Source organism: Acidovorax sp. GW821-FHT10A04 (genome assembly GCF_059415825.1).
On sequence record NZ_JBWKNZ010000010.1, the window covers coordinates 41,357 to 64,025 of the forward strand.

At 68.2% G+C, this 22,669-nt stretch carries 25 protein-coding genes and 1 pseudogene; 12 read left to right on the forward strand and 14 right to left on the reverse strand.

Features of this window, described 5'->3' with window-relative positions:
• Nucleotides 1–3 precede the first annotated feature (3 nt).
• Nucleotides 4–126: pseudogene (locus AC07PF_RS20465) on the reverse strand (IS481 family transposase); the annotation flags it as partial.
• Between the two features lie 153 nt (nucleotides 127–279).
• On the opposite strand from AC07PF_RS20465, the gene AC07PF_RS20470 reads away from it, so the two are divergent.
• Nucleotides 280–1,902 (forward strand): PAS domain-containing protein, encoded by a 1,623-nt coding sequence (locus tag AC07PF_RS20470; RefSeq protein ID WP_494613048.1) that lies wholly within the window; start codon nucleotides 280–282, stop codon nucleotides 1,900–1,902.
• A gap of 401 nt (nucleotides 1,903–2,303) precedes the next feature.
• On the opposite strand, the gene AC07PF_RS20475 is transcribed toward AC07PF_RS20470, so the two are convergent.
• Both AC07PF_RS20475 and AC07PF_RS20480 read right to left on the reverse strand, forming a co-directional pair.
• Nucleotides 2,304–2,708: a DUF1398 domain-containing protein gene (locus tag AC07PF_RS20475; RefSeq protein ID WP_494613049.1), complete on the reverse strand. Its 405-nt coding sequence runs from the start codon at nucleotides 2,706–2,708 to the stop codon at nucleotides 2,304–2,306.
• Nucleotides 2,709–2,737: 29 nt separating this feature from the next.
• Nucleotides 2,738–3,217 (reverse strand): MarR family winged helix-turn-helix transcriptional regulator, encoded by a 480-nt coding sequence (locus tag AC07PF_RS20480; RefSeq protein ID WP_494613050.1) that lies wholly within the window; start codon nucleotides 3,215–3,217, stop codon nucleotides 2,738–2,740.
• Nucleotides 3,218–3,306: 89 nt separating this feature from the next.
• Here AC07PF_RS20480 and AC07PF_RS20485 point away from each other — a divergent pair, with 89 nt between their 5' ends.
• The 4 genes from AC07PF_RS20485 to AC07PF_RS20500 all read left to right on the forward strand — a co-directional run bounded on the left by AC07PF_RS20485 (nucleotide 3,307) and on the right by AC07PF_RS20500 (nucleotide 6,961).
• A complete protein-coding gene (locus AC07PF_RS20485; protein WP_494613051.1) occupies nucleotides 3,307–4,587 on the forward strand; it encodes a helix-turn-helix domain-containing protein in 1,281 nt (426 codons plus the stop codon).
• Nucleotides 4,588–4,639: 52 nt separating this feature from the next.
• On the forward strand, nucleotides 4,640–5,338 hold the full coding sequence (locus AC07PF_RS20490; RefSeq protein ID WP_494613052.1) for a Vgb family protein: 699 nt from the start codon (nucleotides 4,640–4,642) through the stop codon (nucleotides 5,336–5,338).
• A 239-nt stretch (nucleotides 5,339–5,577) separates the two neighbouring features.
• Nucleotides 5,578–6,408, forward strand: coding sequence for a DUF899 domain-containing protein (locus AC07PF_RS20495; protein WP_494613053.1), 831 nt, complete (start codon nucleotides 5,578–5,580; stop codon nucleotides 6,406–6,408).
• Nucleotides 6,409–6,421: 13 nt separating this feature from the next.
• Nucleotides 6,422–6,961, forward strand: a complete 540-nt coding sequence (locus AC07PF_RS20500) for a hypothetical protein (RefSeq protein ID WP_494613054.1) — start codon at nucleotides 6,422–6,424, stop codon at nucleotides 6,959–6,961.
• On the opposite strand, the gene AC07PF_RS20505 is transcribed toward AC07PF_RS20500, so the two are convergent.
• The gene (locus AC07PF_RS20505) at nucleotides 6,955–7,878 is read right to left on the reverse strand and encodes a LysR substrate-binding domain-containing protein (protein WP_494613055.1); all 924 of its coding nucleotides are present in this window, start codon (nucleotides 7,876–7,878) and stop codon (nucleotides 6,955–6,957) included. The two genes, AC07PF_RS20500 and AC07PF_RS20505, sit on opposite strands and share 7 nt — an antisense overlap.
• A gap of 107 nt (nucleotides 7,879–7,985) precedes the next feature.
• Between AC07PF_RS20505 and AC07PF_RS20510 the strand changes: the two genes are divergently transcribed.
• The gene (locus AC07PF_RS20510) at nucleotides 7,986–9,212 is read left to right on the forward strand and encodes an MFS transporter (RefSeq protein WP_494613056.1); all 1,227 of its coding nucleotides are present in this window, start codon (nucleotides 7,986–7,988) and stop codon (nucleotides 9,210–9,212) included.
• A 1-nt stretch (nucleotide 9,213) separates the two neighbouring features.
• Here the strand turns inward: AC07PF_RS20510 and AC07PF_RS20515 are convergent, their stop codons facing one another.
• Nucleotides 9,214–10,083, reverse strand: a complete 870-nt coding sequence (locus tag AC07PF_RS20515) for a pirin family protein (protein ID WP_494613057.1) — start codon at nucleotides 10,081–10,083, stop codon at nucleotides 9,214–9,216.
• Nucleotides 10,080–10,667 (reverse strand): NADPH-dependent FMN reductase, encoded by a 588-nt coding sequence (locus AC07PF_RS20520; RefSeq protein WP_494613058.1) that lies wholly within the window; start codon nucleotides 10,665–10,667, stop codon nucleotides 10,080–10,082. Before AC07PF_RS20520 ends, AC07PF_RS20515 begins: the two co-directional genes overlap by 4 nt.
• A 128-nt stretch (nucleotides 10,668–10,795) precedes the next feature.
• Here AC07PF_RS20520 and AC07PF_RS20525 point away from each other — a divergent pair, with 128 nt between their 5' ends.
• Nucleotides 10,796–11,737 (forward strand): LysR family transcriptional regulator, encoded by a 942-nt coding sequence (locus AC07PF_RS20525; protein ID WP_494613059.1) that lies wholly within the window; start codon nucleotides 10,796–10,798, stop codon nucleotides 11,735–11,737.
• Between the two features lie 13 nt (nucleotides 11,738–11,750).
• On the opposite strand, the gene AC07PF_RS20530 is transcribed toward AC07PF_RS20525, so the two are convergent.
• The 5 genes from AC07PF_RS20530 to AC07PF_RS20550 form a co-directional block, all read right to left on the reverse strand.
• Nucleotides 11,751–12,290, reverse strand: a complete 540-nt coding sequence (locus AC07PF_RS20530) for a tetratricopeptide repeat protein (protein WP_494613060.1) — start codon at nucleotides 12,288–12,290, stop codon at nucleotides 11,751–11,753.
• A 126-nt stretch (nucleotides 12,291–12,416) separates the two neighbouring features.
• Entirely contained in the window at nucleotides 12,417–13,172 is a 756-nt protein-coding gene (locus AC07PF_RS20535) for an anti-sigma factor (protein ID WP_494613061.1), read from the reverse strand.
• Entirely contained in the window at nucleotides 13,169–13,756 is a 588-nt protein-coding gene (locus AC07PF_RS20540) for a sigma-70 family RNA polymerase sigma factor (protein ID WP_007848691.1), read from the reverse strand. The genes AC07PF_RS20535 and AC07PF_RS20540 overlap by 4 nt, the downstream gene beginning before the upstream one ends.
• Nucleotides 13,757–13,885: 129 nt before the next feature.
• The gene (locus AC07PF_RS20545) at nucleotides 13,886–14,452 is read right to left on the reverse strand and encodes a tetratricopeptide repeat protein (protein WP_007848688.1); all 567 of its coding nucleotides are present in this window, start codon (nucleotides 14,450–14,452) and stop codon (nucleotides 13,886–13,888) included.
• An 83-nt stretch (nucleotides 14,453–14,535) separates the two neighbouring features.
• The gene (locus AC07PF_RS20550; protein ID WP_007848685.1) at nucleotides 14,536–14,928 is read right to left on the reverse strand and encodes a RidA family protein; all 393 of its coding nucleotides are present in this window, start codon (nucleotides 14,926–14,928) and stop codon (nucleotides 14,536–14,538) included.
• Between the two features lie 115 nt (nucleotides 14,929–15,043).
• Between AC07PF_RS20550 and AC07PF_RS20555 the strand changes: the two genes are divergently transcribed.
• Entirely contained in the window at nucleotides 15,044–15,961 is a 918-nt protein-coding gene (locus AC07PF_RS20555; RefSeq protein WP_494607750.1) for a LysR family transcriptional regulator, read from the forward strand.
• A gap of 129 nt (nucleotides 15,962–16,090) precedes the next feature.
• Here the strand turns inward: AC07PF_RS20555 and AC07PF_RS20560 are convergent, their stop codons facing one another.
• The 3 genes from AC07PF_RS20560 to AC07PF_RS20570 form a co-directional block, all read right to left on the reverse strand.
• Nucleotides 16,091–18,214 carry a prolyl oligopeptidase family serine peptidase gene (locus AC07PF_RS20560; protein WP_007848678.1) on the reverse strand — a complete coding sequence of 708 codons (2,124 nt, stop codon included), beginning with the start codon at nucleotides 18,212–18,214 and terminating at the stop codon, nucleotides 16,091–16,093.
• Between the two features lie 277 nt (nucleotides 18,215–18,491).
• Nucleotides 18,492–18,719, reverse strand: coding sequence for a hypothetical protein (locus AC07PF_RS20565; RefSeq protein ID WP_494613062.1), 228 nt, complete (start codon nucleotides 18,717–18,719; stop codon nucleotides 18,492–18,494).
• Nucleotides 18,720–18,871: 152 nt separating this feature from the next.
• Complete coding sequence (locus AC07PF_RS20570) at nucleotides 18,872–19,330, reverse strand: Rrf2 family transcriptional regulator (RefSeq protein ID WP_007848673.1); 459 nt, start codon at nucleotides 19,328–19,330, stop codon at nucleotides 18,872–18,874.
• Between the two features lie 107 nt (nucleotides 19,331–19,437).
• On the opposite strand from AC07PF_RS20570, the gene AC07PF_RS20575 reads away from it, so the two are divergent.
• From AC07PF_RS20575 to AC07PF_RS20590, 4 genes are all read left to right on the forward strand, one after another.
• Nucleotides 19,438–20,331 (forward strand): NAD(P)/FAD-dependent oxidoreductase, encoded by an 894-nt coding sequence (locus AC07PF_RS20575; RefSeq protein WP_007848670.1) that lies wholly within the window; start codon nucleotides 19,438–19,440, stop codon nucleotides 20,329–20,331.
• Nucleotides 20,332–20,468: 137 nt separating this feature from the next.
• A complete protein-coding gene (locus AC07PF_RS20580; RefSeq protein WP_007848666.1) occupies nucleotides 20,469–20,924 on the forward strand; it encodes a fasciclin domain-containing protein in 456 nt (151 codons plus the stop codon).
• Between the two features lie 121 nt (nucleotides 20,925–21,045).
• Entirely contained in the window at nucleotides 21,046–21,984 is a 939-nt protein-coding gene (locus AC07PF_RS20585) for a fasciclin domain-containing protein (protein WP_494613063.1), read from the forward strand.
• Nucleotides 21,985–22,074: 90 nt separating this feature from the next.
• A complete protein-coding gene (locus AC07PF_RS20590; protein WP_494613064.1) occupies nucleotides 22,075–22,662 on the forward strand; it encodes a lipocalin family protein in 588 nt (195 codons plus the stop codon).
• Nucleotides 22,663–22,669 lie beyond the last annotated feature (7 nt).

Here is a 22,669-nt window from a genome sequence, read left to right on the forward strand (position 1 = left end):
GCATCATCCGCCGATTTCCGGGACCAGCCGCTGAGCGCAACGGTCGTCGGGACGATCATATGGCCGCTTGTGGAGCAGATCCGGGTGCTCTTGGTACCACTCTTTCATGGCCTGCATCGGCGTCCGCTCTGCCCAAACGTTGGGCGACCGCTTTCCGGAAGAGGTGACTGGCAGCTTTGGGGCACGAGCCTGCCCAAAACCCCTGCCATACTTGATCTGGTGTGGTTGATTTTCCTATCCGTTGGCTTCACCTGACTCCCTTTTTCGCGACAGCCCTGCATGCCTACCCCTCTCACGCCGTCCGCAAAACTACTGCAACTGCTACCCGAGGCGGTGGTGCAGACCGATGCGCTGTGGGAGATCACTTACCTGAATCCGGCGTGGACAACGCTCACCGGCCATTCGGTGGAGGCAGCGCTCGGCAGGTCCCTGCTTGAATTTGTGCATCCCGGCGACATTGGCACCATGCGCTCGGGCATGCCGGTGTTCCGGTTGCGATTTGCCGACGCGAACTATCGCTGGGTGCGTCTGAAACTCCACCCGGAGACGGATGCGGCGGAGCGGGTGATCAGCCGCCAGGGTGTCCTGATCGAGATCACCGAGGTCACCGAGCAGGTGCTGGTGGAGATTCGCCAGCGCTTTTTGCGCTTACTGGAAACCATTGATGGCGTAGTTTGGGAAGCTGAAATCGGCGTGGGCAATACTTTCCTGAGCCCGCAGGTCGAACGGTTGTTCGGTTTCTCCGTGGAGGAGTGGCGGTCTGACCCGGGCTTTTGGCGGGCGCATGTGCATCCCGATGATCTGGCGCAGGCCCTGCTTATCGATGATGCCGCCTACAACGCGACGCAAAGCTATGCCTACGAGATGAGTTATCGGCTGATTGCAAAATCCGGCAAGGTCGTGTGGGTGCGCGATCTGTGCCGCGCAGTGGTCGAACCGGGGCGGCCGAACCGCATGATCGGCCTGATGATCGACGTCACCCAGCAGAAGAACACCGAACTTGAGTTGTTGCGCTCCGAAAACCGCTATTCGCTGGCGACCCTTGGATCCAATGACGGCATCTGGTACTGGGACTTGCGAACTGACGCCCTGCATGTGTCCGGGCGCTTTCACCAGATCGTCGGGCTGGGTAGCGGCGATCATGTACACGACGGTGGCTGGAGCTTTCTGGAGCAACTCATCGATCCCGAAGATCGCGTGCGCGTGCAGGCGGCCTACCGCAGGCATCTGTCGGGGAACAGCCCGAACTTTTCGGTGGATTTCCGCGCGTTCCACGCGGCTGGACGGCTAGTGTGGGTCAATTGGCGCGGGCTCGCCGAGTTTGAAGACGGCGTTGCGGTGCGCATGGCGGGCTCGTTGAGCGATCTGGCTGACCGCGGCAGTACCTACGATGCGCTGACCAGCTTGCCCGGCCGGCCGTTGTTCCGCGATCGCCTCGCGAATCTCATGGCGCTGCACCAGAACGAGGCTGCGAATGGTGATGGCGTGCCAACACGCGATGGAACCACCATGTTCGCCGTGCTGCTGCTGGATCTCAACGGGTTCAAAGCCGTCAATGACAACTACGGGCATCATGTGGGCGACCGGCTGTTGCAGCAGGTGGCGCGGCGGCTCGAATCCTGCGTGCGGGCGGTTGATCTGGTCGCCCGCATGAGTGGTGACGAATTCAATGTGCTGTTGGAGTCCATTGATCCCGCTGAGGCCAGCAACCGCGCTCAACAGATCGCCGCCGCCCTCGCAGCGCCTTATGTGGTCGGCGAACACACCGTGATCAGTGGCGCGAGCATTGGACTTGTCAGCAGCGCATCCAGGCTGGCGACGGTGGACGACTACCTGCGCGCCGCAGACACCGCGATGTACCAGGCCAAAAGCCAGTCATCGGGCGTGTGCGTGTTTCAATAAAAGGTGTCAGAGACGACTTCCTGCGCAGCTGTCGCATGGCTCGTTTCACCCGTCCCCTTTTGGTCCGGATAGGACATGAACCTGCCCCTGTTTTGTGCCAAAGGTCGCTGTGGTGGAGACTAGCTGACCGCAAACGAGCCTCGCAACGATTGGACGCAGCCATCACCGAATGACTCAGTTAAGCCTGAAGCGGCCGTCAACTTTTCACTCCCCAAATGGCAGCTTTTGGCCGATAGCGGCAGTCTGGCTGGTTGCGCCCGTGCCCTGTGTCACCCAAGAAGGCGAGTCAGCGAAACTGAGCAGATGCTCATCGCCGACAACCTGGGCGTGTTTGCCAGCACGGAGAAATGCCCCAGTCCTCCGGTGTCTATGCAGGCCGAGGTCACCCCCGGCTTTGCCGCTCAGGGCGCATCCGGAAACCGCTCCACATGCACCTCCCCCTTGCGGCCGAAGTAGCTCACATGCCGCCCGGCGATCCACACCATGTAGCCCACGCAGCCCGCGGCGCGGGAGAGCGTGAGGAACTCCGGGTACATCACCTCGCCGCGTTGCGCGCCGCGGATGGCCGCCTGGATGCCTGCGGTGTCGAAGGCCTCGGCAATGGGCGTGGCTGGCGGTGGCGGCAGGGCCACGGCATGGGTCTCCCCGCTGGGCAGGTAGTAGGTGGTGGCCTCGCTGCGGTAATCGGCGAAATACGCCTCCACACCGGCCTCGGTGAGGGCCTGCACGATGGCGCCGAAATGGGCCGTGCCGTCCTTGGAGGCCTGGGCGCAGCGTTCGATGGTGGCGATGGTCGTTTCGTTCATGGGCATCTTTCTGGGACGGGTTCTCGGATTCAACTGCGCGGCACTTCCTGCCACTGGTGCAGGCGCACCATCTCCTGCAGCAGGCGCGCCAGGCGCTGGCGCTCGGCTTGGGGCAGGTGGCCGAAGAACTTCTCGTCGTTGGCGTCGGCTTTGGCGGCCAGCACGGGCACCAGGGCGCGGCCGGCCGGGGTAAGCGACAGGGTGTGGCTGCGCGCGTCCGTTGGCGCACCCGCGCGTGCCACCAGGCCCTGGTCCTCCAGCCGGGCCACGACCTTGGAGACGGCGCCCTTGGTCATGCCCAGGGCCTGGGTCAGCGTGGCGTGGGTGGCCGCGCCTTGCGGGCCGCCATCGCTGGCGTCGAACAATGTGCGCAGCGCCACCCAGTCGGTGACGGACACGCCCGATGCCTCCACCGCCTGCTGGAACCCGGCCGACACCTGGTTGGAAACAAAGCGCATCCAGTAGCCCAGGTGGGCTTCGAGGGGGCTGGGCGGGTTGGTTTTTTTCATGATTGGTTTTTCAGGAAACTATTTCGTTGGCGAGTTTAGTTTCCTTGGAAACAAAATACAAGACCCACGTTCGTGTAGCCTGCCGCACCATGGATTCGCTGATCACCGCCGCCGCCCGTGCGCTTGCCGCCGGCGATGCGCTGGGCGCGCTGCAGCGGGTGGCCCTGCGCGATGACCCGCCTGCGCTGGCGCTGCGCGGCATTGCCATGGCGCAGCTGGGCGAGCACCCCCGGGCGCGTGAGCTGCTGCGCCGCGCGGCCAAGGGGTTTGGCGCGCACGAGGCGCTGGCCCGCGCCCGCTGCGTGGTGGCCGAGGCCGAGGTGGCCCTGGCCCAGCGCGACCTGAACGGCCCGCCGCATGCCCTGGTGGCCGCTGCGGCGGCGCTGGCGGTGCGCGGCGACCGGGCCAACGCCCTGCAGGCAAGGCTCATCGCGGCGCGCCAATGGCTGCTGATGGGCCGGCTGGGCGAGGCGGCGGCCCTGCTGGCCCCGGTCGACCTGCAGGAGCCGGGCATGCCGCCCGCGCTGGCCGCGGTGGCGGGGCTCACACTGGCCGAGCTGGCCCTGCGCTCGCTGCGCGTGGCCGCGGCACGCGAGGCGCTGGCCCAGGCGCGCGAAGCGGCCGCGCGGGCCCGCGTGCCGGCACTGGTGGTCGAGGTCGATGAGGCCCTGGCCGCGCTGCAGCGCCCCGCGGCGCGGCGCCTGCTGCCGGGCGATGGCGGGGCCGCACAAGAGCAGCCGCTGCGCCTGGACGAGGTGGCAGCGCTGCTCGCCTCGGATCTGCTGGTGGTCGATGCCTGCCGGCACCGGCTGGGCGCTGGGGCGGCGGAGGCGCCAGAGGGGCAGGGCGGTGGTGCGGCCCCCACCTGGCTGTCCCTCGCGCGCCGGCCCATCCTGTTTGCCCTGGCCTATCAACTGGCCCAGGCCTGGCCCGGCGATGCGGACCGCGATGCGCTGATCGCCAGCGCCTTTCGCACGCGCGAGCCCGACGAAACCCACCGCGCCCGGCTGCGCGTGGAGCTGGGCCGCCTGCGCGCGCTGGCCAAGCCCTGGGCCCGCATTGAGGCCACGGCGCGTGGCTTTGCGCTGCGGCCCCTGGATGGGCGCGAGGTGGTGGTGCTGGCGCCGCCCATCGCTGGCGAGCAGGCCTCGCTGCTGGCCCTGCTGGCCGATGGAGCGGCCTGGTCTACCTCGGCCCTGGCGCTGGCGCTGGGCGACAGCCAGCGCACGGTGCAGCGCGCCCTGGCCGAACTGCAGCAGCAAGGCCGCGTGCGCTCCATCGGCCAGGCACGTACGCAGCGCTGGCTGGCCCCGCCCCTGGCGGGATTCACGACAATCTTGTTACTCCCTGGCGTTCGCTCATTTGAATAGAGTTCATCCATCGCCCCCCACAAGCCGGGGTCGAACCCCAAAGGAGTACCCCATGCCCATCACCGACTGCAGCCCCGACAGCGCCAGCCGCACCGCGCCCACGGGCGTCCCCGCCCGCCCCGCCGAGATCGTGCGCGAGTACGGCCCCTTTGCCGGTGCCCGCACCGTGGCCGGCGTCACGCACGACGGCCAGCGCGTGTGGGCCGCCACGGGTGCCAGCCTGGTCGCCTTCGACCCCGCCAGTGGCGAGACCACGCGCACCCTGGGCCTGCCCTGCGATGCGGGCACGGCGTTCGACGGCCAGCACCTGTACCAGATCGCCGAGTCGCGCATCGACAAGATCGACCCGGCCACAGGCGCCGTGGTGGCCTCCATCCCGGCCCCCGGCAAGGGCGCCGACTCGGGCCTCACCTGGGCCGAGGGCAGCCTGTGGGTGGGCCAGTACCGTGACCGCAAGATCCACCAGATCGACCCCGCCACCGGCGCCATCCGCCGCACCATCGAATCCAACGCCTTCGTGACCGGCGTGACCTGGGTCGATGGCGAGTTGTGGCACGGCACCTGGGAGGGCGATGCCAGCGACATCCGCCGCATCGACCCGCAAAGCGGCGCCGTCATCGAGCGCCTGCAGATGCCCGCCGGCACGGGTGTGAGCGGGCTCGAATCCGACGGTGCCGACCTGTTCTATGCCGGTGGTGGCGAAAGCGGAAAAGTCCGCGCCGTCCGCCGGCCCAAGGCCAGGAGCAACTAAAAAAACTCTTCTGGCGTTGTTGCTGCGTCTTGCCGTACCTGCAGTACTGTCTGCGACGCAGCGCCTAGCCAGAACCGCTTCGCTGAGCTTTTTTAGCCACTCCTGACCCTGGGCGCGTGGGCCCTTCACCGCCCGCGATACCCCTTCTCATCAACACCACGCGCAGCAGCCGCACCACGGCAGTTGGAGCCGCGCATGGGCGCCATGTTTTCCCCGATTGACCCAAGGAGCACCGCATCATGACTACCAATACCTCCATCCACCCGAAGCACCACCACCCCGTCGTCCCGCGCAGCGAATGGCTGGCCGCGCGCCAGGCCCTGCTGCTGCGCGAAAAGGAGCTTTCGCGCCAGCAGGACCGCATCGCCGCCGAGCGCCGCGCGCTGCCCTGGGTGCGGGTGGACAAGGCCTATGCCTTCGACACCACTGCCGGCCCGCGCACGCTGGCCCAGCTGTTCGACGGGCGGCGCCAGCTGCTGGTGCAGCACTTCATGTTCGGCCCCGGCTGGGAGCAGGGTTGCCCGAGCTGTTCGTACATGGCCGACCACATCGACGGCATGAACATCCACCTGGCGAACCGTGACATCACCCTGGTCGTCGTGTCCCGCGCACCCCTGGACCAGATCGAACGCTTTCGCCAGCGCATGGGCTGGCGTTTCCACTGGGTGTCGTCGCACGGCAGCGACTTCAACCACGATTTCGGCGTGAGCTTCAGCACCGATCAGGTGGCGCGCGGCGAGGTGCCCTACAACTACACGGTGCAGCGTTTTCCGGCCGAAGAGGCGCCGGGCATCAGCGTGTTCCACAAGGAGCCGGGCGAGGGGACGGAGGTGTTCCACACCTACTCCACCTACGGCCGCGGGGTGGAGGTGATGATGGGCACCTATCCCCTGGTCGACCTGACCCCTGCGGGCCGCAACGAGCCCAACCCCGAGTACACCATGGACTGGGTGCGACACCACGACCGCTACGAGGGCGCCGCGCCGTTCCAGCCCGCGCCATCGCCGCTGGCAGCAACGGCACAAGCGGTGGGCGCCACGGCCGGCGGCTGCTGCCACGCCCAGGCCTGACCGGGGCACCGCCATGGAAGCGCTGTGGCCCTGGCTCGCCATGGCGGGCATGGGCGCCCTGCACGGGTGCGTCGCCGCCACGCGTCGGGCCCATGCCTTGCAAATGCTGCTGCCCCTGGCGGCCGGGCATGCGGCCGCCGTGGCCTGGGTGCTGGCGGGCGCGCTGGGCGGGCTGGCCCTGCCGCAGGCCCTGGCCTGGGTGCTGGGCCTTGCCGCCATCGGGCTGGCGGCAAGGCAATGGCGGCGACGGCATGCCGCGGTGCATGCCGGCCTGGCGCTGGGCTGCTTTCTCGTCTCGCTGCTGCATGGTGCGGGGCTCATGCTGGTGCCCGCGCTGGCGCCGCTGTGCCTGGGCGGCCCGGCACCGGGGCAGGGCGCAGCGTTGTGGACCAGCCCCGTGCTGCTGGATGTGCTGGCCGCGATGGCAGCACACCTGGCTTCCATGCTCGCGGTGGCGGCGGCGGCCGGCACCGTGGCGGGCCTGGCCAGCCGGGGCGCGGGAGCCTGCGCACGGTCTGCGGCGAGACCCTGCACAGACGCAGGGGGTCATTGACCGCGCTCTCCGGCCCACAGCGCCTCCGGCGCGCGCATCGCCTGCGCCAGGTAGCCCACCATCGATGCGATGCGGCCCGACACCGCCGACTGCTTGTAGTACACCGCGTTCACCGGCTTGGTCTTGGCCAGCACCACCTGGGGCAGCACCTCCACCAGGCGGCCCTCGGCTAGGTCGCGCGCGGTCATGAAGTCCGACAGGCAGCCAATGCCCATGCCTGCGATCGCCAGCTCCCGGATGGTCTCGCCGCTGCCCGACATGATCGTCGGCTCGATGCGCAGGGGCTGGCCGTCGCCGGCCAGCAGCGGCCAGACGTTCAGCACATCGGGCTGGGTGAAGCCGATCAGTTCGTGGTTGCGCCGCAGGGCATCGGCGTCTTCGGGCACCCCATGGCGAAGCAGGTAGCCCGGGCTGGCCACCAGGCGCACCCGGGTGTGCCCCAGCAGTCGGCTGTGCAGGGTGGAATCCTTGAGCTCGCCGATGCGGATGGCCAGGTCCACGCGGCGCTCCAGCAGGTCGATAAAGCCCTCGTTGCTGTGCAGCACCAGCTCCACCTCGGGGTGCTGCGCGCGGTAGGCCGGCAGCAGCGGCACCAGCACATGCAGCATGAAGGGCGAGGCCGCATCCACATGCAGCGGGCCGGACGGCCGGCCGCGCCGCTCCATGAGCCGGTCTTCGGCAATGCGCACCGACTCCAGGATGCGCCGGGCGTCCTTGGCAAAGCCGCAGCCCTCGTCCGTCAGGTGCAGGCGCCGGGTGGTGCGCTGCAGCAAGGTGGTCTGCAGCTTTTCTTCCAGCCGCGCCAGCAGCCGGCTGGTGGTCGACACCGGCTGGCCCAGGTGCTCGGCCGCAGACGTGAGCGAGCCCGTGTCCACCACCGCGAGAAACACCTCCACCTCTTCCAGCGTTGCCTTCATATTCCCGAAATCCAGAAAAGTATTTTCTTGATTGTCCACTTTACTGGGAAAGACTGCGTGCCCACAATCACCTCATCCGGGAAAACCCGCAACTCTCTCTGAATCCCATGCACGCCCAACCATCCCCTGTCCCGGCCGAATCAGCGCCAGACACATCGTCATCCGCGTGGCCGCTGGCCGCACTCTCCATCGGCGCATTCGGCATCGGCACCACCGAGTTCGGCCCCATGGGCATGCTGCTGGACATTGCCAAGGGCGTGGAGGTGTCCATCCCCTCGGCCGGCATGCTGGTGTCGGCCTACGCCATCGGCGTGACCCTGGGCGCCCCGTTCATGACGCTGCTGCTCGGCCGCTGGCCCCGGCGCAAGGCGCTGGTGCTGCTCATGGCCATCTTCACGCTGGGCAACCTGCTGTCGGCCATGGCGCCGGGCTATGCCAGCCTGATGGTGGCGCGCATCGTCACCAGCCTCACGCACGGCGCCTTCTTCGGCATCGGCGCGGTGGTAGCGGCCAGCCTGGTGCCGCGCGACAAGCAGGCCAGCGCCGTGGCCACCATGTTCCTGGGGCTCACGCTGGCCAACATCGGCGGCGTGCCGGCGGCCACCTGGCTGTCCGACAGCCTGGGCTGGCGCACCTCCTTCGCCGTGATCGCCACCCTGGGCGTGCTGGCCATGGCCGCCCTGCGGCTGGCCCTGCCACCGGGCCAGGCCATGCAGGCGCCCATCGACATCCGTTCGGAGCTGCGCGTGCTGCGCCGGCCGGTGGTCGTGGTGGGTTTGATGACCACGGTGCTCAGCTCGGCCGCGATGTTCGCGCTGTACACCTACATCAACCCCGTGCTCAAGACCTTTTCGGGCGCCACGCCGGGCGAGATCACGGGCCTGCTGGCCCTGGTGGGCGTCGGCTTCACCATTGGCAACACCGTGGGCGGCAAGCTGGCCGACCGCTCCGTCGACAAGACGCTGGTGGGCTTCCTCGTGCTGGTGGCCGCCAGCATGGTGGTCTTCCCCTGGCTGGCCACGAGCAAGCTGGGTGCGGCCATCGGCCTGGTGGTCTGGGGCACGGCCGCCTTTGCCCTGGTGCCCCCGGTGCAGATGAAGGTGATGCGTGCCGCGGCCGAGGCGCCCAGCCTGGCATCGTCGATCAACATCGGCGCCTTCAACCTGGGCAACGCCATCGGGGCGGCTGCCGGTGCCATCGTGTTGGGCAGCGGCCTGGGGTACCACAGTGTCATGCTGGCGGGCGCAGGCCTGGCCGTCATGGCCCTGGCCCTTGTGGTCTGGTCGGCGCGCAGCCCGGTGGCTGCGCCCCGGCCGGTTGCCGAATGCGCTTGAGCTAACCCAGCCGGCGTTCTTGCCGCAACTGCGTGCCGATGCGCCGGATCTCCGCCTCACCCTGCGCCAGCGCGGCGCGGCTGGTGTGCACCGAGTAGCGGCCCATCACCAGCTCGTACGGGTGCTTGGCGGCCGAGCCCAGCACGAAGTGCGTGTCACCCCGGGCCGTGAAGTCGATGGCGCCTTCCGACTCCTCGAACACGGCCAGCTCCCCGGTATCCACGGCACCCCCGGCGTTCAGCGCACCGGCCGCCACCGCCACCCAGGCCACCGTGTGGCCCGCAGGCGGCACATAGCGCCAGTGCTCGCCATCGCGCAATTGCACGGCCAGGTAGGTCATGGGCGAGGGCGCTTCGATGGGACTCAGCACCCCACCATGGCTGCCCAGAAGCACGCGGGCCGGGCCGGCCTGCGGGATCTCCTGCGGCGCCAGGTACTGGCTCAGCGCGGGTGCGTTCTCCAGTGCGGCGGGCAAGGCCACCCAGAGCTGAAAGCCCAGCGAAGGCGAATCGCCCACGGGCGCGCCGGTGTGCCACACGCCATTGCCCGCGCGCATCCACTCCACGCTGCCGGCGCTCAGCGCGCCGCTCTTGCCGGTGGTGTCCTCGTACGAGATGGCGCCGTCGATCAAATAGGTCAGCGTGGCAATGCCCGAGTGCGGGTGCATGCCAAAGCCGCGAAACGCCGCGGGCGAGTCCGACGCGAACAGGTCCAGAAAGACAAAGGGCTTGATCCACTCGCCCACATCGCCGGGGCTCACCAGCCGCGTGATCGGCCCGTGCATGCTGCCGCGCGTGCGGTAGGCAATGGCGCGTGTCGTTGTGGTGGCAGCCGGTGCGTCGGCCAGCACAGAAGTGTCTTGGTAGCTCATGCAGCCTCCCTTGCCGTCTTCAGGGCCTTCGCCCACCAGGCCATGTCGTCCAGCAGGCCGTTGGCCGATTGCGCCAGGTGCGGGTAGTCGGCAAAGGCCTTGCCCTCGCGCCAGATGCCCATGAATTCGGCCATGCCGATGTGCACGGCATTGCGCACGGGCGCCATCTGCACCTCGGTGGCCACCAGGCGCAGCTGCTCGACGGCCCGCGCCGCACCCACGCCGCCGTAGCCGACAAAGCCGATGGGCTTGCGCGCGAACTCCTTGTACGCATAGTCGAACGCGTTCTTGAGCACGGCCGTGGGGCCGTGGTTGTACTCGGCGGTGATCACCACCAGGCCATCGAGCGTGGCCAGCTTCTGCGCCCAGCGCTGCGCGGCCTCGTTCTTCACCGGTGCCCAGGCGGGCGACAGCGCTTCGTCGAAGAAGGGCATGGGGTAGTCGCGCAGGTCCACCAGCTCCGCAGAGAAATCGGTGCGCTGGCTGGCAATGCCGTGGAACCACTGCGCCGGATTGTCGGCAAAGCGGCCCTCGCGCGTGGAGCCGATCACGATGCCGATGTGGGGCAATTGGGAAATTGTCATAGGTGCTTTCCTTCCTGGTGGGTTCGTGAAGAGGCTGTGCGCCCCGATGCCATGAAGGTTAGGGCGCACCCCATTGATTGACTAGATGGCACAATGGGATTGAACTCATCCATTTTTAATAGATATCCATGGCCACCGATGCCACCACGGCCGCGCTCGACCTCAACGACATCGCCCTGTTCGTGCAGGTGGTGCGCAGCGGCAGCTTTGCCGAGGCTGCGCGCCGCCTGGGCCAGCCGCCCAACACCGTGAGCCGGCGCGTGCAGCAGCTCGAGGCGCAGCTGGGCACCCGGTTGCTGCAGCGCTCCACCCGCAAGCTCACCCTCACCAGCGCGGGCGAGGCCTTCCACGAGCGCTGCGCGGGCGCGGTGGATGGCCTGCAGGAGGCGGGGCAGGAGCTGCGCCTGGGCAGCGACGAGCCCACCGGCTGTGTGCGCGTGGCGGTGCCGGCGGATTTCTTCGACTTCTTTCCCATGGAATGGATCGCCGGCTTCCTGGCCGCGCACCCGCGTGTGCGGCTCGATTTCGTGCTCAGCGATGCGCGATCCGACCTGATCGCCGAGCGCATCGACGTGGCTTTTCGCGGCGGCGAGGTGGGCGACTCGGGCTACGTGGGCCGCCAGCTGTTCGGGGCCCGGGGCGATGGTCTGGTGGCCAGCCCGGCCTACCTGGCCGCGCGCGGTGTTCCCGCCACGCTGGCAGACCTGGCCGGGCACGACGCCATCATGGCCAGCCACGCGGGCGCCACCGGCACCTGGCGCCTGGCCGGCCCCGACGGCGCTTTGCACGAGGTGGCCGCCGCCGGCCGCTTTGGCGCCAACACCGCCCAGGCCCTGCGCCGCGCCGCCGTGGCGGGCTTGGGGCTCGCGCTGCTGCCCGCGGGCATGTCCCGGCTCGACGTGCAGGCCGGCCTGCTCGTGCCCGTGCTGCCCCAGTACCAGCGCAAGGGCCAGGGCCTCACCGTGCTGTACCCGAGCCGCAGGCACCTGCCGCTGGCGGTGTCGGCCTTCATCGCGCTGGTGGTGGACAAGCTCGGTGAGCTGGAGGGCACACCAGAAGGGCGGTGTTGACGGTGCAGGCGGCCTACCAGTTCGACGGCACGTATTTGTTGCCCGCCGCCTTGTAGCGCTCGATCGCAGCCTGCAACTGGGCCTGCTGCTGGCAGCCGATGGCGCCGCACTCGCTGCCCAGCGTGGCCAGGCGCGCCTGCGCTCTGTCCAGCTCGCCCTTCATCAGGTACAGCTCGCCCGAATACTCCAGTGCATTGCGGTGGCGCGGGTCGATGCGCAGTGCCTCGTCGTAGTGCCGCTCGGCGGCGGCCAGGTCCGGCGCCTTGCTGTTGCGCAGCGTGTAGCCCATCAGGTTGTTCCAGTCGGCGCTGCCTGTGTCGTTGATGCGCCGGAGCTCGTCGAGCGCCGCCGGCCACTGCAGCGACCGGGTCAGGTAACGTGCCTGGGCCAGCTTGTCTGCCGCCGGGGCGGGTGCCGGGGCCGCGGCAGGCGTTGCGGAGCGTGCGGGGAACACCGGCGGGTGGTCGGCGGCATGCGCCGCCTGGGTCAGCAGCAGCGCCAGCAGGGTGGCCGACAGGGTAGGCAACAGCCGTGCGCTCGGGGATGTGGTCATGGCGTTCTTCCTTCTTCAAGTAGCGGTCGGTGAAAGCGGTGAAACAAAGGGCACCGAAGCTACTTACGACACAAGAGGGCAGACGGATCCCGGGGAGGCAGATCTTTTTGCGGTTCGCTGCCTGCCTCACCAGACCTTGACGCAATGCCCCGTGAGCACGAACGGCCCCGATGGCGCCCCCCCGGCCTGCACCGGCGCGGGCTCGAAGCTCACGGCCAGCTGCGATACCGTGAAGAACAGCTTTTCCGACGTGTCGGGCAGAGCGATGCGGGCCGAGCCACTGGCCGGCACCACGCCGACCGCGAAGGGGGCGCCGCCGTCCTTGGGCAGGGCCCACAGCTGGGCCACCTGCCCGGCGGGCACGGCCAGCGGCTGCAGCAGCTTCACCGTGAGCTGGCGCCCCTGGCGGCGCGAGCTGGCCACCAGCGTGGGCTTGCCGCCGCCATCGAGCAGCAGGCCCACATAGCTGGCGGGCAGCGCATCGGCCCGGGGCTCCAGACCCAGCATGCCCGGTGCCACGCGCACCAGCACCGCGCACAGCAGCAGGCCGGCCAGCGCGCCCGCGATGGTGCGCCCCGACAGCACGCCCAGCAGGGCCTGCACCGCACGCTGCCAGGCCGATGCTGCTGCCGACGAATGTGCTGGCTGGGGCGTGCCGAACAGGCGCTGCTCGATCTTCTGCCAGGTCGCCTCGGGCGGCTGCTGGGGCACAGTGGACAGGTCCAGCACCGCCAGGCGCTGGCGCCAGGCATCGACGGCCTGCACTGCGGCGGGCGATGATTGCAGCACGCGCTCGAAGCGGCGCCGCGCGCGGCCGGCCAGCGTGCCCAGCGCGTACTCGCGGGCCAGCCGGTCCAGGCGTTCGGGCAACAGGTAGTTCATGGCTGCGTCACCCCCGCGGCTTCGAGGCAGGCCCTGAGCTGCTCCAGCCCGCGCCGCACCCAGCCCTTGGCCGTGCCCAGCGGGGCATTGAGCGCCTGGGCAATCTCGGTGTGCACCATGCCCCGGTAGTAGGCCAGCGCCAGCGCCTGGCGCTGCGCGGCCGGCAGCGCACCCATGCAGCCGTCGATCTTCGCCTTCACCAGGCTGTCGTCCAGCAGCTGCTGGGGCCCGTGCGCGGCATCGGCCGCCAGGCCGTCCCGGGCGTCCTGGGCCTCGTCGCCCAGGTCGGTGGTCAGCGCCAGCTCGGCCTTGCGCGCGCGCAGCGCGTCGATGGCCTTGTTGCGCACGATGTTGATCATCCAGGTCATCGGCGCGCCCGCACCTGGCTTGTACGCGGCCGCGTTGTGCCAGATGTTCACGTAGGCTTCTTGCAGCACGTCGTCTGCCCAGTTCTCATTCCTCAATATACGCAGCGCCACCGCAAACAGACTCCCGCAGGTGGCCTGGTACAGGGATTTGAACGCGGCGCGGTCCTGTAGCGCGACGCGCGCCATCAGGGCGGGCAGGTGGGTGTCTGGGGCCATGGGTGGTGCGAGCGGTGGGTGTCCCGAATGCGGAGGGGGCCGCCCGCGCAGAATACCAGCGCGGCGCTAAGGGTTCGCCCTGGTGGCCCGGAGGGCCTGCTCTGAACCGCCAGGTCGGCCCTTGCCGGCCTACCAGGTCGACGGCACGAACCGGTTGCCCGCCGCCTTGTAGCGCTCGATGGCGGCATGCAGTTGTGCGTGCTGCTGGCAACCGCTGGCGCCACATTCTCCCGACAGCGTGGCCAGTCGCGCCTGCGCCTTGCCGAGCTGGCCTTTCACCAGGTACAGCTCGCCCGAATACTCCAGCGTGTTGCGGTGGCGCGGGTCGATGCGCAGCGCCTCGTCGTAGTGCCTGCCGGCCGCGGCCAGGTCCGGCGCCTTGCCGTGGCGCAGGGTGTAGCCCATCAGGTTGTGCCAATCGGCGCTGGCCGTGTCGTTGACACGCCGGAGTTCATCCAGCGCCGCGGACCACTGCAGCGACCGGGTGAAATAGCGTGCCTGGGCCAGCCTGTCCGCTGCCGGCGCCGGTGCCTGCGCAGCCGGCTGGCTCGCGGGGCGGGTGGGGGCGGGCGGTGGCGGTGGAGGTACTGGCGGCAGGTCTGCCGCATGGGCGGCAGTGGTGGCCGCCACCTGCACCAGCAGGGCAGCGGTGGTGGCAGACAGGGAAAGCAGCGTTCGTCCGGTCGAGGTGGTCATGGTGTCCCTTGGATTGGAGCCGCAGCCATGCAGCGGCGCGCCAGCATGCCCTGGTCCGCGGCTTTGTGCAATGGCCGCCCGCTTCAACCCGGGATGCGCGCGATGACCTTGATCTCGAAGTCGAACCCCGCCAGCCAGTTGACCCCGACCGCCGTCCAGTTGGGGTAAGGGGCGCTCGGAAAGATGTCGTTCTTCACGGCCATCATGGTCTCGAACTGGTTTTGCGGATCGGTGTGGAAGGTGGTCACGTCCACGATGTCGTCCAGGGTGCAGCCGCCGGCCTGGAGGGTGGCCTGCAGGTTGGCGAAGGCCAGGCGCACCTGGGCCTCGAAATCGGGCTCGGGCGAGCCGTCGCCGCGGCTGCCGACCTGACCGGACACGAACAGCAGATCGCCGGACTGGATGGCTGCCGAATACCGGTGGTTGGCATACAGATCGTGGCGATCGGCAGGAAAAATGGGTTTGCGCTGGCTCATTGGGGGCTCCATGGGTTGGTTGATGGAGCCACTGTAGTCCTGGCGATTGTTTGGATAAAGCCACCATCTCCTGCATCACTGTTTGTAAAATGCAGACAATCCAAGGAGAACTTGCATGGACAGGTTTGACGGCATGCGGGCCTTTGTGCGGGTGGTCGAGTCGGGCAGCTTCACCCGGGCGGCCGACAACCTGGGCTGGAGCCGCACCACGGTGACCCAGCTGGTGCAGCAGCTGGAGGCGCGGCTGCAGCTCAAGCTGCTGCACCGCACCACGCGCCGGGTCAACGTCACCACCGATGGCGCCGCGTACTACGAGCGGGTGGTGCGCCTGCTGGCCGAGCTCGACGACATCGAGGGCAACCTGCCCGGTGCCCCCACGGCACCGCGCGGCCTGCTGCGCGTGGACGTGCCCAGCCCCCTGGCCAACATCCTGCTGGTGCCGGCGCTGCCCGCGTTCCATGCGCGCTACCCCGACATCCAGCTCGACATGGGCGCCAGCGACCGCAAGGTCGACCTGATCGGCGAGAACGTCGACTGCGTGGTGCGCGGCGGCGAGATCCGCGACCAGGGCCTGGTAGCGCGCCAGGTCGGTGACCTGCAGCTGGGCGTGTATGCCGCGCCGGCCTACCTGGCACAGGCCGGCACGCCCCGGCACCCCGATGAACTGCGCGACCCGCGCCACCGCATCGTGCGCTACCGGTGGGACGGGGACCTGCCTTATGCCATGCGCAAGGGCCGCGAGACGGCCCAGGTCGGCGGGCGCTACATGCTTGCCATCGACGACGGCAACGCCTACCTTACCGCGGGGCTTTCGGGGCTGGGCGCGCTCTGGCTGCCCGATTACATGGCCCGGCAGCATGTGGCCAGCGGCGCGCTGGTGCCGCTGTTCACGGACTGGCGCATCGATGCCATGCCGCTCTATGTGGCCTACCCGCCCAACCGCTATGTGAGCAAGCAGCTGCGGGTGTTCATCGACTGGGTCGTGGAGCTGATGGCGGTGCATGCGCCGCGCCAGCAGCAGCCGTTGGCGTGACCGGCAGCCGCACCTTTTCAACGCCAGTCGTCATCCGGTTTTTCCAGGCGGCCGATCGGCCGTCCGTGCCTCGCCGCATGCCCGGATGGTCCCGTTGGCCTGGCCCATCAAAAAGATCTTGAACAGGTTCTAAGCCTTGGGAGCCAGTTGCTGGAACAGGAAGCTGTAGAGCAAGGCCTCTCTTCGCGCGTGGATGTTGGGGTCGGTCCGCCCCGAGTGGCCGCCGGCGATCTCTTCATACAGCCACACCCTGGCATGGCCCAGCGCCCGCAGATGTGCCACCATCTTCCGTGCGTGCGCAGGGTGCACCCGGTCATCGTTGCGATTGCCCAGAAAGAGGATCGGGGGGTAGGCAACCGCCTCACTCGCGGGCTTGGCATTCTGGTAGGGCGACCAGCGTGCCAGCGATTCGCGATCGGCCGGCTTGTCTGGATCGCCGTATTCCTCCATCCAGGATGCGCCGGCAAACAGCCTCGAGAAGCCCAGCATGTCCGTCAGCGGCACCCTCGACACCACGGCGCCGAACAGTTCGGGGCGCTGCACCATCACCGCCGTGACCAGCGCTCCGCCATTGCTGGCACCGTAGATGCCCAGCCGCGCGGGCTGCGCGATGCCGCGTTGCGCCAGATCCGTAGCCACCGCGATGAAATCGTCGAAAGCGCGCTGCCGCCCTGCGCCCTTGGCGGCCAGTGCCCAGGCCGGCCCGAACTCGCCCCCGCCGCGGATATGCGCCATCACATAGACACCGCCGTACTGCAACCAGTTGATGCCCGGCATGCGCTGGTAGTCCAGCTCCAGCGCGATGCCGAAGCCGCCATAGCCGTACAGCAGCACGGGCGCGTCGGCGGCCGGCTGTGCGGGCCCGATCACCGTGTAGGGGACCATCGTCCCATCGCTCGAGCGGGCCTGCAGTTGGCGCACCACCATGCCATCGGCCTTGAATGCCTCAGCCTGGGTTTTCAGGGGGGCGGGCCACGACTGCGGCGCGGAGACATCCACCAAGGCCAGGGCCTGCGGGGTGACCGGCGCCTGGGTGGTCAGCCAGACCCGGTTGTCTTTTGCCCCCTGGTCGGCACGCACGTGCAAAACCCCCGCTTCGGGCGCAGGCAGCGGCTCCAACGCAAAAGCCTTGCCGTCCCAGCGCGCAAAGGTCAGGCGGGGGCGCATGTCCTCACCCGAGGCGATCACGATGCCGTCGCGCACCGCATCCGTCCAGGCCAGGCGCTTGCGCGGCTCACCTGCAAACAGCAGGTGCAGCTCACGGGTCGCCTCTGTGGCCTGTGGCAACGCCACGGCGATCAGGCTGCCTTCGCTGAACGTGCGGCCGCTCGTGGTCCAGGGCGTGCGCAGCAGCACCAGCAGCCAATCGCGCTCGATCCAGGCATCGGCGTCATCGGGCACGTCGATCTTGGCCAGCGTGCCGTCCAGGTGCAGCAGGTGCCGCTCCGTCTGGTGGAACTGCTTGCTTCGCCGCACCAGCGCCACGGGGGGCAGGCCGTCGCGCCCGCCCGACCGGACGGAGACCGACACATCCGAAGCCTGGCCGCGCAGAAGCTCGGGCGCGGCGGCCACAGGCGTGCCACGCTTCCAGCGCCGCGCCGTCATCGCGTAGCCGCTGCTGGTGGTGGTGCCCGGTCCAAAATCGGCCGCAACCAGCACCTCGTCGGCGCCGAACCAGCCAGCCGTCATCTTCGCCGCCGGAAGGTTGAAGCCACCCGCGACGAAGGCGCGGTTTTCCAGGTCGAACTCTCGCATCTCGACCTTGTCCTCGCCGCCCGAAGACAGAAAGATCAGCGCGCGTTGCGTCGGTGCATGCACGGCCATGCCGGTGTAGACCAGGTTCCGCGATTCGTCGCGCGCCAGGTCGTCGAAGTTGATCAGCACCCGCCAGGAAGGCCGCTCCTTCGAGAACTCTTCCAGCGAGGTGCGCCGCAAGATGCCGTGGGGCTGCCGCGCGCTGCGGTAAAAGTTGTAGAGGTGGTCACCGTGCCGGGTGGGATACTGGATATTCGCCGGATTCGAGAGGCTTGCCAGTACGTCTCTGCGGCGCCGTGCGAAATGCGACTGGCGCTCGATCAGCGCCATCGCTTCGCTGTTGCGTGCGTTGACCCACTCCAGTGCGCGCGCCGAATCGACATCCTCCAGCCATGCGTGCGGGTCCGTGGCAACGGCCTGCGCATGCACTGCTGCGCCCGATGCCAGCAACCCCCATCCCAACGGCCATGCGGCCAGATCCCTGCGCTTGATGTCCATCGCTCCTCCCTGTTGTGCCTGCATTGTGCATGCGTGCGTCCAGGGTCTTTCCCAGCGCCCGATGGCCTGGCTCGGCCTCGCATTTCACGCCGACAGGCGGCGGTCGAGGAACGCCGGAAGTGACACCTAGCTGCGGCTATGCCGATGCATTGAAGACCACTGAGGTTCGCGCCGAACCATCCAGCTGTAGCTGGCTCCATCGACTTCAACGAACCTTTGGACGGGGCGACGGGTTTGCATCGGACTTGTTGCCAGCAGCGCAGCAAAATCTCCCTGCTTACGCCTTTGCCCCCACTTGGGGATGGGGGCGGAGCAGGCGGCCGTACACAGAAGGAGCAAGCCACAGGGATGCGGGGCCCAGGATGACCAGCGATACCCCCAATGCGCCCAGGTACGAGCCCGTGAGGGCTCCCAGCAGCAGCACAATGGCCAGCTCAACCGCGATGCAAATGCATGCAGTCTGAAGTGCGGCAAGGGCTTTTTCTCGTCCGGTAGTGATAGTCATCGTGCGGTCCTGAACAATGCAGCCCCGCAAATGGCGGGGAGGGCATGGGTCTACGGTTGGTGCCGGCAACCCTGTGCCTCAGTCTAGGCCCATGGCAGATGCCATTCAGGAGAGTCGGGCATTGCCCTGCGTGTCACTCCCCAAGCCCGCCCTCAATGCCCCGCAGCCCCGTGCGCCGTCCAGCCCTTGGCCACGCACTCCGCGTCGAACTGTTTGGCCAAATCTGCCAGCGCAATCGACCCCAGCCGCGCGATCAGCAGTGCCTCGGCCTGGCGCAGGGCGTCGTCCAGCGCGGCATTGACCACGCGCTCCACCGCGCACTCGGGGTTGTCGCTGCCATTGCCGATGGCAAACAGGTGCGGCCCGCCCACGGCGTGGTGGATGTCGAGCAGCGTCACCTCTTGCAGGTCGCAGGCAATGGTCCAGCCGCCGCCATGGCCTTTTTCCGAGCGCACATAGCCTGCCTCGCGCAGGCCCGCCATCGTGCGGCGCACCACCACGGGGTTGGTGCCCAGCATGGTGGCGATCTGCTCGGAGGTGAAGGGCGCATCGTGCCGGGCCATGTGCAGCAGCACGTGGAGCATGCGGGAAAGGCGGCTGTCACTGCGCATGAAGGTGGGGTCCTTTTGTGGTCTTGAATCATTGTAAGTTGCATGAAATGCTTTGCGGGGCTATCATGAAACTTCAAAAGTATCGTGATTCGTGAAAGGAACCCAACATGCACTACGACGCCATCGTGATCGGCGGCAGCTATGCCGGCCTGGCCGCCGCAACCCAACTGGCGCGAGCGCGCCGGCGCATCCTGGTGGTGGACGGCGGCCAGCGCCGCAACCGCTTTGCCGAGCACTCGCACGGCTTTCTCACGCAGGACGGCACGCCCGCTGCCGACATCGCGGCCCAGGGGCGCGCGCAGCTCATGGCCTACCCGACCGTGCAGTGGCGCGAGGGCCAGGTGACCACGGCCGAGCGGGCAGGGCAGGGCTTTCGCATCGAGGTGGATGGTGCGGTTGAGGCCATCGAGGCCCGCCGCTTGGTGCTGGCCACCGGCGTCATCGACCACCTGCCCGAGGTGCCCGGCCTGGCCGAGCGCTGGGGCCGCCATGTGTTCCACTGCCCGTACTGCCATGGCTACGAGCTCAACCAGGGCCGGCTGGGTGCCCTGGGCGTGTCCCCGCTGTCCATGCATGTCGCGCTGATGCTGCCCGACTGGGGCCAGGCCACGCTGTTCCTCAACGGCGCCTTCGAGCCCGATGCCGATCAACTGGCCCAGCTGCAGGCGCGCGGCGTCGCGCTGGAGCGCGGGCTGATCGACCGCATCGAGGGCGCCATGGACATCGTGATGCGCGATGGCCGCCTGGTCCCGCAGGACGGCCTGTTCACCCTGAGCCGCGTGGAGGTGGCCAGCCCCGTGGCCGCGCAGCTGGGCTGCGAGTTCGAGGACGGCCCGCTGGGCCGCACCATCAAGACCGACTTCATGAAGGCCACCACCGTGCCCGGCGTGTATGCCTGCGGCGATGCGGCGCGCCAGGGCGGCTCGCTGCCGCTGGCGGTGGGCGACGGCACGATGGCCGGCGCGGCCACGCACCAATCGCTGATCTTTGGAGGGCACTGAAAACGCGCTCATGTATCCGAAAGAAACCAATTGGTTTTAATAAAACTAAATAGTAGAAATTATTACCAAGCGGTCATACAATCCGGTCGCGCCCATCTTGGCGTGTGAGTTCCATCCCTGGATTGAGGAATGAAATCATGAAAAAGACCCTGGTTGCCCTGGCCCTTACCGCAGGCGCCACCTTCAGCGCAATGGCGCAAGACATCGTCGACACCGCCGTGAAGGCCGGCAACTTCAAGACCCTGGTCGCTGCCGTACAGGCGGCCGGCCTGGTGGACACGCTCAAGGGCCCCGGCCCGTTCACCGTGTTTGCGCCCACCGATGAAGCCTTTGCCAAGATCCCCAAGGCCACGCTCGACGGCCTGCTCAAGGACAAGGCCGCGCTCACCAAGGTGCTCACCTACCACGTGGTGCCTGGCAAGGTCATGGCCAAGGACGTCAAGGCCGGCAAGGTCAAGACCGTGCAAGGCCAGGAGATCACCGTGGCCACCAGTGCAGGCGTGATGGTCGACCAGTCCAAGGTCATCGCCACCGACGTCAACGCCAGCAACGGCGTCATCCATGCCATCGATACGGTGCTGATGCCCAAGTAAGCGGCCCGTCGTTTGCGCGCCTGCCCGTGCACAGGCACCGGGCGGCGCCCATGCAAAAGGGGGCCTGCAAGGCAGACCCCCTCTCTTTTCATCCACTGTCTGACAGCGAGGAGAGATTCCCATGAACACTGCATTCAACCGCCGTACCGTCCTTCTGGCCGCCGCCCTGGGGGCCAGCACCAGCGTGCTCCAGGCCTGCGGGGGCAGCGACGACGAACCACAGCGCAACATCGTCGAGCTGGCGCAGAACACCCCGGAACTGAGCATCCTGGTCGAGGCCGTGGTGGCCGCGGGGCTGGCGCCCACGTTGAGCACGGGCAGCCTCACCGTCTTTGCACCCACCAACGCGGCCTTCGCTGCACTGCTGGCCGAGCTGGGGCTGAGCAAGGAGGCGTTGCTGGCCAACAAGCCCCTGCTCACCGCCGTGCTCACCTACCATGTGCTCGGCAGCCGGGTGGTGCGTGCCGATGTGCCCCTGGGCAAGGCCATCACCCCGGTGTCGGGTGGCTTCTTCAAGATCGAGTCTGCCAACGGCCTCAAGATCACCGATGGCCGAAACCGCGTCACCAGCATCACCAGCACCGATATCCAGGCCAGCAATGGCGTGGTGCACCTGGTAGACCGCGTGCTGCTGCCGGCGGACAAGGACATCGTGGCCACTGCCATGGCCGTGCCCGATTTCAGCATCCTGGTCGAGGCGGTGGCCGCCGCCGGCCTGGTGGCCACCCTGAAAGGGCCTGGCCCGTTCACCGTGTTCGCGCCCACCAATGCCGCCTTTGCGGCGCTGCTGGCCGAGCTGGGCCTGACCAAGGAGGCGCTGCTGGCCAACACCGCCTTGCTGACCCGCGTGCTCACCTACCATGTGGTGCCGGCACGGGTGCTGAAGGCCGAGGTGCCCGTCAACACCGCCATCGCCACCGTGCAGGGCCAGAGCTTCACGGTCAACCCCAGCCTCGTGATCACCGACCAGAGCCTGCGCACCAGCCGCATCATCGGCACCGATGTGTTTGCCAGCAATGGCGTGGTGCATACGGTGGACCGGGTGCTCTTGCCCAGGTAGCCCGGTCCTTCGTTCCTTCAGCGCCGCTCTCCAGAAGCCACGCCCCGCGGGCTTCTGGGGGCCGCGACAGCTTCCTTGCGTTCATTGTCCATGCCCTCCATCCCGTCCTCCTGGCTTCGCCGGGCTGCACTGGCCATCCTTGCCACCCTGGCACTCGCAGTGGTCCTGGCCGGCTGTTCCTCCACAAACCCGCCGGCGGGCATCACCCCCGTCACGCCTTTCGACCTGTCGCGCTACGAGGGCCGCTGGTACGAGGTGGCTCGGCTCGACCATTCTTTCGAGCGCGGCATGACCGACGTGAGCGCCACGTACCAGCGCCAGCCGGACGGCAGCGTGCGCGTCGTCAACCGGGGCTTTGACACCACCAAGGGCAGCCAGGGCGGCGAATGGCGCCAGGCCGTGGGCAAGGCGCTGTTCACGGGCGATGCACAGACCGCCTCGCTCAAGGTGTCGTTCTTCGGGCCGTTCTATGGCGGCTACCACGTCGCTGCGCTCGATGCCGACTACGGCTGGGCCCTGGTGGTAGGGCCCGATCGAAGCTACTGCTGGATCCTGTCGCGCAGCAGGCAACTGGCCCCGGGTGTGCGCGAGCAGCTCGTCGCCCGCGCCAGTGCGCTGGGCATCGATACCCAGGCGCTGATCTGGGTAAGCCAGCAACGCACCGACCCACAGCCATGAGTGCCAC

Excerpts from the sequence above, each read along its gene's own strand:
- AC07PF_RS20470 (WP_494613048.1), top strand. The coding sequence starts at position 280 with ATGCCTACCCCTCTCACGCCGTCCGCAAAACTACTGCAACTGCTACCC.
- AC07PF_RS20475 (WP_494613049.1), bottom strand. The coding sequence starts at position 2,708 with ATGAACGAAACGACCATCGCCACCATCGAACGCTGCGCCCAGGCCTCC.
- AC07PF_RS20480 (WP_494613050.1), bottom strand. The coding sequence starts at position 3,217 with ATGAAAAAAACCAACCCGCCCAGCCCCCTCGAAGCCCACCTGGGCTAC.
- AC07PF_RS20485 (WP_494613051.1), top strand. The coding sequence starts at position 3,307 with ATGGATTCGCTGATCACCGCCGCCGCCCGTGCGCTTGCCGCCGGCGAT.
- AC07PF_RS20490 (WP_494613052.1), top strand. The coding sequence starts at position 4,640 with ATGCCCATCACCGACTGCAGCCCCGACAGCGCCAGCCGCACCGCGCCC.
- AC07PF_RS20495 (WP_494613053.1), top strand. The coding sequence starts at position 5,578 with ATGACTACCAATACCTCCATCCACCCGAAGCACCACCACCCCGTCGTC.
- AC07PF_RS20500 (WP_494613054.1), top strand. The coding sequence starts at position 6,422 with ATGGAAGCGCTGTGGCCCTGGCTCGCCATGGCGGGCATGGGCGCCCTG.
- AC07PF_RS20505 (WP_494613055.1), bottom strand. The coding sequence starts at position 7,878 with ATGAAGGCAACGCTGGAAGAGGTGGAGGTGTTTCTCGCGGTGGTGGAC.
- AC07PF_RS20510 (WP_494613056.1), top strand. The coding sequence starts at position 7,986 with ATGCACGCCCAACCATCCCCTGTCCCGGCCGAATCAGCGCCAGACACA.
- AC07PF_RS20515 (WP_494613057.1), bottom strand. The coding sequence starts at position 10,083 with ATGAGCTACCAAGACACTTCTGTGCTGGCCGACGCACCGGCTGCCACC.
- AC07PF_RS20520 (WP_494613058.1), bottom strand. The coding sequence starts at position 10,667 with ATGACAATTTCCCAATTGCCCCACATCGGCATCGTGATCGGCTCCACG.
- AC07PF_RS20525 (WP_494613059.1), top strand. The coding sequence starts at position 10,796 with ATGGCCACCGATGCCACCACGGCCGCGCTCGACCTCAACGACATCGCC.
- AC07PF_RS20530 (WP_494613060.1), bottom strand. The coding sequence starts at position 12,290 with ATGACCACATCCCCGAGCGCACGGCTGTTGCCTACCCTGTCGGCCACC.
- AC07PF_RS20535 (WP_494613061.1), bottom strand. The coding sequence starts at position 13,172 with ATGAACTACCTGTTGCCCGAACGCCTGGACCGGCTGGCCCGCGAGTAC.
- AC07PF_RS20540 (WP_007848691.1), bottom strand. The coding sequence starts at position 13,756 with ATGGCCCCAGACACCCACCTGCCCGCCCTGATGGCGCGCGTCGCGCTA.
- AC07PF_RS20545 (WP_007848688.1), bottom strand. The coding sequence starts at position 14,452 with ATGACCACCTCGACCGGACGAACGCTGCTTTCCCTGTCTGCCACCACC.
- AC07PF_RS20550 (WP_007848685.1), bottom strand. The coding sequence starts at position 14,928 with ATGAGCCAGCGCAAACCCATTTTTCCTGCCGATCGCCACGATCTGTAT.
- AC07PF_RS20555 (WP_494607750.1), top strand. The coding sequence starts at position 15,044 with ATGGACAGGTTTGACGGCATGCGGGCCTTTGTGCGGGTGGTCGAGTCG.
- AC07PF_RS20560 (WP_007848678.1), bottom strand. The coding sequence starts at position 18,214 with ATGGACATCAAGCGCAGGGATCTGGCCGCATGGCCGTTGGGATGGGGG.
- AC07PF_RS20565 (WP_494613062.1), bottom strand. The coding sequence starts at position 18,719 with ATGACTATCACTACCGGACGAGAAAAAGCCCTTGCCGCACTTCAGACT.
- AC07PF_RS20570 (WP_007848673.1), bottom strand. The coding sequence starts at position 19,330 with ATGCGCAGTGACAGCCGCCTTTCCCGCATGCTCCACGTGCTGCTGCAC.
- AC07PF_RS20575 (WP_007848670.1), top strand. The coding sequence starts at position 19,438 with ATGCACTACGACGCCATCGTGATCGGCGGCAGCTATGCCGGCCTGGCC.
- AC07PF_RS20580 (WP_007848666.1), top strand. The coding sequence starts at position 20,469 with ATGAAAAAGACCCTGGTTGCCCTGGCCCTTACCGCAGGCGCCACCTTC.
- AC07PF_RS20585 (WP_494613063.1), top strand. The coding sequence starts at position 21,046 with ATGAACACTGCATTCAACCGCCGTACCGTCCTTCTGGCCGCCGCCCTG.
- AC07PF_RS20590 (WP_494613064.1), top strand. The coding sequence starts at position 22,075 with ATGCCCTCCATCCCGTCCTCCTGGCTTCGCCGGGCTGCACTGGCCATC.